General features: G+C 40.9%; 4 protein-coding genes. 1 reads left to right on the forward strand and 3 read right to left on the reverse strand.

Annotated elements, in window-relative coordinates:
• From PLJ10_08700 to PLJ10_08710, 3 genes are all read right to left on the reverse strand, one after another.
• Positions 1-2,017: Ig-like domain-containing protein (locus PLJ10_08700; protein HOK09724.1), on the reverse strand; the 2,017-nt coding region annotated here is incomplete at its 3' end.
• Positions 2,018-2,299: 282 nt separating this feature from the next.
• Entirely contained in the window at positions 2,300-3,802 is a 1,503-nt protein-coding gene (locus PLJ10_08705) for a S41 family peptidase (GenBank protein HOK09725.1), read from the reverse strand.
• A 190-nt stretch (positions 3,803-3,992) separates the two neighbouring features.
• Positions 3,993-4,637, reverse strand: coding sequence for a class I SAM-dependent methyltransferase (locus tag PLJ10_08710; protein HOK09726.1), 645 nt, complete (start codon positions 4,635-4,637; stop codon positions 3,993-3,995).
• A 96-nt stretch (positions 4,638-4,733) separates the two neighbouring features.
• On the opposite strand from PLJ10_08710, the gene PLJ10_08715 reads away from it, so the two are divergent.
• Complete coding sequence (locus tag PLJ10_08715) at positions 4,734-5,933, forward strand: Gfo/Idh/MocA family oxidoreductase (protein ID HOK09727.1); 1,200 nt, start codon at positions 4,734-4,736, stop codon at positions 5,931-5,933.
• Positions 5,934-6,019 lie beyond the last annotated feature (86 nt).

Below are 6,019 nucleotides of genomic sequence, written 5' to 3' on the forward strand. Positions count from 1 at the left end.
ATGGTGCACCAGTACCGCCGGCACTTCCTCCTGCTCCGCCAGCACCACCATTACCGCCCGCTCCACCATTACCACCAACACCACCTCCTGCTCTACCCGCAACATCGCCAGATACGCTTACAGGGGAATTCCATGTTATATCTCTTGTTCCTGCTATTACCAATGGATTCGTGCCAAAAACAGTAATAGTTACTCCGCTCGGCACATTAATTGAGCGGAAGTTGAACTTTCCAACTTTGTTACCACCACCTATGTCTAATAATTGTCCTTGTATCTGTGCGGATGAGTTAACCTGATAATAGGGCTGTAAAATATTCGTCCCAGTATAGAAGATAAGCGTATCTCCGGAATTGACTGATAAGTCACCAAGTATGCCACTACTGGAATATATATCTGTGGAAGTGAATGGTGGAAGTTTAAAGTAGTAGTTAGGATAAGTATAATCCTGATTTGAGTTACCAGCAATATCTGTGCAGGCACTATTTGGAATAGTAACCGTGACAAATATATCTGAACTTCGTGCTACTGTAATACCGAAATTATATGTCGTTCCACTCCCTGAGAAGTTCGTGACCTGAGCAGTACCCGAACCTGCTACAGTCAATTGAATATCGCCTGCGTTAAATCCTATGACTGGTTCGTTGAATGTTGCTGTGAATGTAGCGTAAGTAGTTTCATTCGGTTGAGGCGTATCCGCAGTAATGAGGACTGTCGGCGAGGTAATATCAATTGTGTAGTATTCGCCCGCATTGTAATTCGCATTGCCTGCACCGAAATTCTGCCCGAGTGCATTCCCAAGCACGCGCCAGTTTGTGTCGTAAATTGTATCGCGGTCAATCAAATCTATACTGATATCGCCCTGTCCTGTTCCACGATTTATAGTTACGGTTCGAGAATTACCGGAACCCGTCACGGATACAACTGAAGCACCTGAAAATCCGGTCCCGTCAATGACAAAGTCATCTACTGTGACATTTACTACATCCTCTGTGAATGTAACGATAAACTCTAAAGTCTGTGCATTAGTAGGATTTGGAGAAGATGGATTGCGAGTTATCGATGCCACAAAAGGTGGAGTCGTGTCAATCAACCAGCTGGCGAAAAACTGATACAATGTGTGCCCGCAAAGGTCTCGATAGCCAGTTGTATTCAAATGTATTGGGTCATCTCCATTACTTGCAAGCCCTGCACGGGCAGTTGGGTACTCAATAAAGCCACCGGGGTATGGGATGTAATTCGGCGGGTCACCAGGAATAGGGCTTATATTACTCGCAAATGCTGGGCGATACACCGGTCCCTTATCCCAAAATCCTGGATGACCATGTCTGTATTGTTGTAAACCGAAATTATGGATATATGCAACACGGTTGCGCGTGCTTGCGATATTTCGCTTGCGCCAGCCTAATTCTACAAAGGCAGAATTTAACTCGCTGGGCGAGGGGTTATTTAAGTTAGCCTGCATTAAAATCGCTGACTGATTCCCTGCCAGTGCTAATTCCCAGATATTGACGAAATCGTAGTCAACAAAACCTACTTTAATATCCGGGCGAAGCGAAAGGATATAATCCACAACAGTTGCTAAATCCTGCTCTATCTCGTCAAAGACATCGTTGTTCGGTCCAGGTTGTGGTTGCATCCCATTTTTCCATTTCCAGAGCAAATCGTTACCCCCTAAACTGAGATGGACGATATCTATTGAGGGATTGTTCATAATGGCGTTGTATAGTGAATATGTTCGGACGGGATTATTATTATCTCGTGGATTAGGCCAATCATCTGCAAAATGCTCAGCCATTGTTCCGCCGATAGCCACTTTGTCACCACGGACTTCCCAATCACCTAATCCGTAATAATTCAGAACATAAGGCCAGATATTATCATTCCAGACTATCTCTGCCCAGCTATCACCCACAATCAAGATACGTGGAGTCCCTGCCTCTGAAACAAAGGCTATCAAAAGGAGATATAAACACATAAAGACAGTTAACCATAAATTGGTCTTTCTAACAATCATCATTTCTTCCTCCTTATAGTTATAAGAACATTTAACATGTTTATATTATATAAAACTTTAGTTATAATTTAAAAATTGTTCGGAACTATATAATGTATATATCTACATAAAAAACAGCTATAAAAGTTGAGATATTTCTAAATTATTTTCAGTATCCAGTCGTAAATCATTTCAGTCCGTAATAAGGATATTAGATATAGAAAGTGTAATAACCCTGCAAAATATACTTCACCTGTGTGTAATGTAGGCTCAATACGAGATGGTATTAATTAGATATTACAGCCGTTATTTTTTAGTTAATTGGTCAAGATGTTGTATTGCATATTCAAGAACAACGTCTTTTTTATTGGTGCCAAGCTGTTTTAATGTATCGGTGGTTATAGGAACTTTTACAGATGGCACAATACCCCCTACCCCCTGTGCATTTGCCTCTATTTGTATTTGCCCTTCTTTATTCAGAGACCGTGCTACAGGGTAGGACAATGTAATTCCGTTAGGCATGCGAACATCTCCACCGGGAACACCCATTGCGCCTCGTGTTGTGCACATACCAATTATGTATACGTTTTTCTGCCTACTTAACACAGAGGCAAAGCCTTCAGCACAACCCGCCGTGCCATAATCAACTAAAACTACAACTGGTCCACGATAATGAAGTGGCAACGGCTTTATCATAATACGGTCACCAGGGCTAATTTTAAATGACTTGTCCTTCTTGCTATAGAAAGCGAGGTCGTGAAAGAACGTTTCCTCTTCGACAAAATAGCCTGCAAATTTAGGTATAAGTTCGGGGTCTCCGCCTGTGTTCCCACGCAAATCAATAATAAGCCCTGGAACACTGTCTCGGATAAATTCGCTAAGTGCTTTCTGGAATGCTTGTGCCGGAAATGGTGTGCCAACACTCGGAGAAAAGAAGAGGATGCGAAAGTAACCATACCCTTCCGAAAGTTTCTTTTTCTGAATCGGGCTATCCATCATACCTACACTCACTTTGTCCCAAACGGGCATCTTTAATGTTGCATAATCATCTTTTTCAGCAGTCATCATTATCGTAAGCGGTTGTGGGTTATCCGGGTTTAAAAAGGTTATCTCCGCCTGCTTGCCTATAGGTGCTCTTCCTAACAATTTACATTTTTCCCATATTTTTCCGTCATTGGTTGCCGGCGGTGTATCTGCCCATAATATTGATGTACCTTCGACAGCCTGCTCTATTGGTTGTTTATTCCACTGGACAATTTCTGCACCTACCTGCATCCCTGATTTCTCTGCTGAACTACCAGGGTTTACATAGTAAACAATATAATGCCCATCATCAGTTCGGGTCATCGCAAACCCATAACCACCACCGATAGCGGTCTCTTTAACTTTTTCATCCGTTTCGATACGTACATTTGCATCGGGAATTGAATACATAAATTCACGTAGAGCTAAATAGAACGCATCTCTGTCTTTTTTATCTTTCGCCTGTTCCACTTTCTCTGCATAGGTCTTTCTTAACTGTTCCCATTGGATTGCTTTCCATTCTGTATAAGGGTATTCTCTTTCTATTTGGTCACAGAGTCGGCGGAATGACTTCTTCCACGTTAACAATCGATAATCGCCTTCACCACTCATTAGCAATGGGATTTTTGGCAATGGAATAGGCAATTCAGGGAGTGGAACCGCCACCATTGGCACTTCCAGTTTTGTTAAAGGTATTTTTGCACGGGTGCAACCACTTTCAGTTCCAAGGAAAACAAGAACGAAAATTAAAAATGTCAGGCAGACAGGCTTAAAGATACGTTTCATATTTCAAAACCCAACTTTTTTGTGAGGTGTTAAATTTGTATATTTATTTTATATTATTTTTACCCGATTAAGTTTCATTAATTTTAATTTATTTTAGACATCCAATCAAATCTTCTATATTATGTTACAACATGACAATAAAAAATTGGAGAGTTGGGACAATATAAGTTCCCAATAGATGTAGCGGTTTTTAGGGTTTGCGGTGAATAATAGTTAGATTGCCACGACGTAGATTATGTTGTGAGAACTCATCTTGAATGATTGTTTTCACAAATTGTCCGCTGTGGAATAGGCCTAACACCTTTGGGGATTGGCACAAGTAGTATGTATCTTCTGACAACCAATGGGACAAAAATTTTGCTAACCGCTCTGGATGTTCCACACCCTTTGACGTGACAATTCTTATTTGTTTTTCAATCGATGCCAATTCTTTTACACATGCTGGAAATTCATTACAAATAACCTTTGTATTGTTCAACTGAAATTTAGAGATGAGCATTTGTAAAAAACCAACTTTTCTTATTTTCCTTTCGACGAGGATAGCTTTGATTTGCTTGGATATAAGTAAGATAGGTATCGCTGGAAATCCGCTACCTGTGCCGATGTCTAACCAAAATCCCTCTCCATCTATCAACTTCGGAAGTATATACGGTACCAAACTTAAACTATCTTCTATATGATGTATACATTTCTCACTCAGGTCTGTTTTAGACACCAGACCCACCACATCATTCCACTGTTCGAGCAGGTCAAGAAATGTTTTTATATCTTCCTGCCACGTCTGCCAATTTATAGGATATTGAGATAATAATGTTGAGTAAATTTGAATATTCACAATTGCACTTTTACACATCAAAATTTGCTAATGGTTTGCTCTCTATTTTAACATAAAAATGATTATTTTAGTACTTACAAAACGAAAGGGATATATATGAACTTATTATTTTCACGTCGAACACTATTGAAAGGAACTATCATGGGAATGGGAATGTTCGCTACTGGCTCTGCCTTTTCGGCACAGGATAATAAAGTCATAAAGGGTTTTGATGAGACAAATAGCAATACAGACACCACCCGTAAATGGGAACCTGTTTCTGACCGTAAAATTAAGGTTGGTATTGCTGGCTATGGTGTCTGCAAATTTGGGTCTGCTTTCGATTTTCAAAACCATCCTAACGTTGAGATAGTTGCAGTCACAGACTTAATTCCAGAACGATGCGAAGGTCTTGCGAAGGAATGTCGCTGTTCAACCACATATCCATCACTGGAAGAAATGGTAAAAGATAAAAATATAGAGGCGGTTTTTGTCGCAACAGACGCACCAAGTCATGCAAAGCATGCCATCTTATCACTGAAACATGGGAAGCATGTGGCAAGTGCTGTTCCCGCAGTATTCGGCTCGTTAGAAGATGCTCATGAGTTATATGAAACAGTAAAGTCAACAGGATTAAATTACATGCTTATGGAGACCAGTGCCTATCGGAACGATTGTTATGCCATGCGAACCCTATATCAAGCGGGAGCCCTTGGGGAACTGGTCTACTGCGAAGGGGAGTACTACCATTATTTAGACCCACCTATCGATTCGTATAAAGGCTGGCGTATCGGCTTGCCTCCACAATGGTATCCTACGCATTCCAATGCCTATTACATTTGTGTTAGTGGCGGTTATTTTACGGAAGTGTCTTGCCTCGGTATGCCAAGCATTATACCCATGCTAAAAAAGGAGAATAATGTATATCAAAACCCATTCGGCTCAGAAATAGCCCTATTCCGCACTAAGGAAGGTGGTATGGCTCGGATGGCTGTCAGCTGGGACACACCAGGCTTCGAAGGAGAAGTAGGTCGTGTTCGTGGACAGAAAGGGTGCGTTACAGGTACAGAGTATCAAGGGATTACAGACATATCAAAGATTAATATTCAGAAACCACCATTACCACCGTCGGTAAACGCAGGAGGACATGGCGGTTCTCATGGCTACCTAACAGAAGAATTTATCCGTTCCATTCTTGAAAATCGAAAGCCTTACCTTGATATTGCTATGGCACTCAATATCACCGTATCTGGTATCGTGGCTCACCAGTCCGCACTTAAAGACGGCGAATTAATGAAAATCCCCGTATTTCAATAAATATCCGATGCATTAACATTGAATATAAATAAGGTAATTATGGAATAACTATCTATTTTCGGTATTTTTTATGACATTTAAAAACC

It is taken from the genome of Candidatus Hydrogenedens sp. (assembly GCA_035361075.1).
In the GTDB taxonomy this organism is placed as follows: Bacteria; Hydrogenedentota; Hydrogenedentia; order Hydrogenedentales; family Hydrogenedentaceae; genus Hydrogenedens.

Excerpts from the sequence above, each read along its gene's own strand:
- PLJ10_08715 (HOK09727.1), top strand. The coding sequence starts at position 4,734 with ATGAACTTATTATTTTCACGTCGAACACTATTGAAAGGAACTATCATG.
- PLJ10_08705 (HOK09725.1), bottom strand. The coding sequence starts at position 3,802 with ATGAAACGTATCTTTAAGCCTGTCTGCCTGACATTTTTAATTTTCGTT.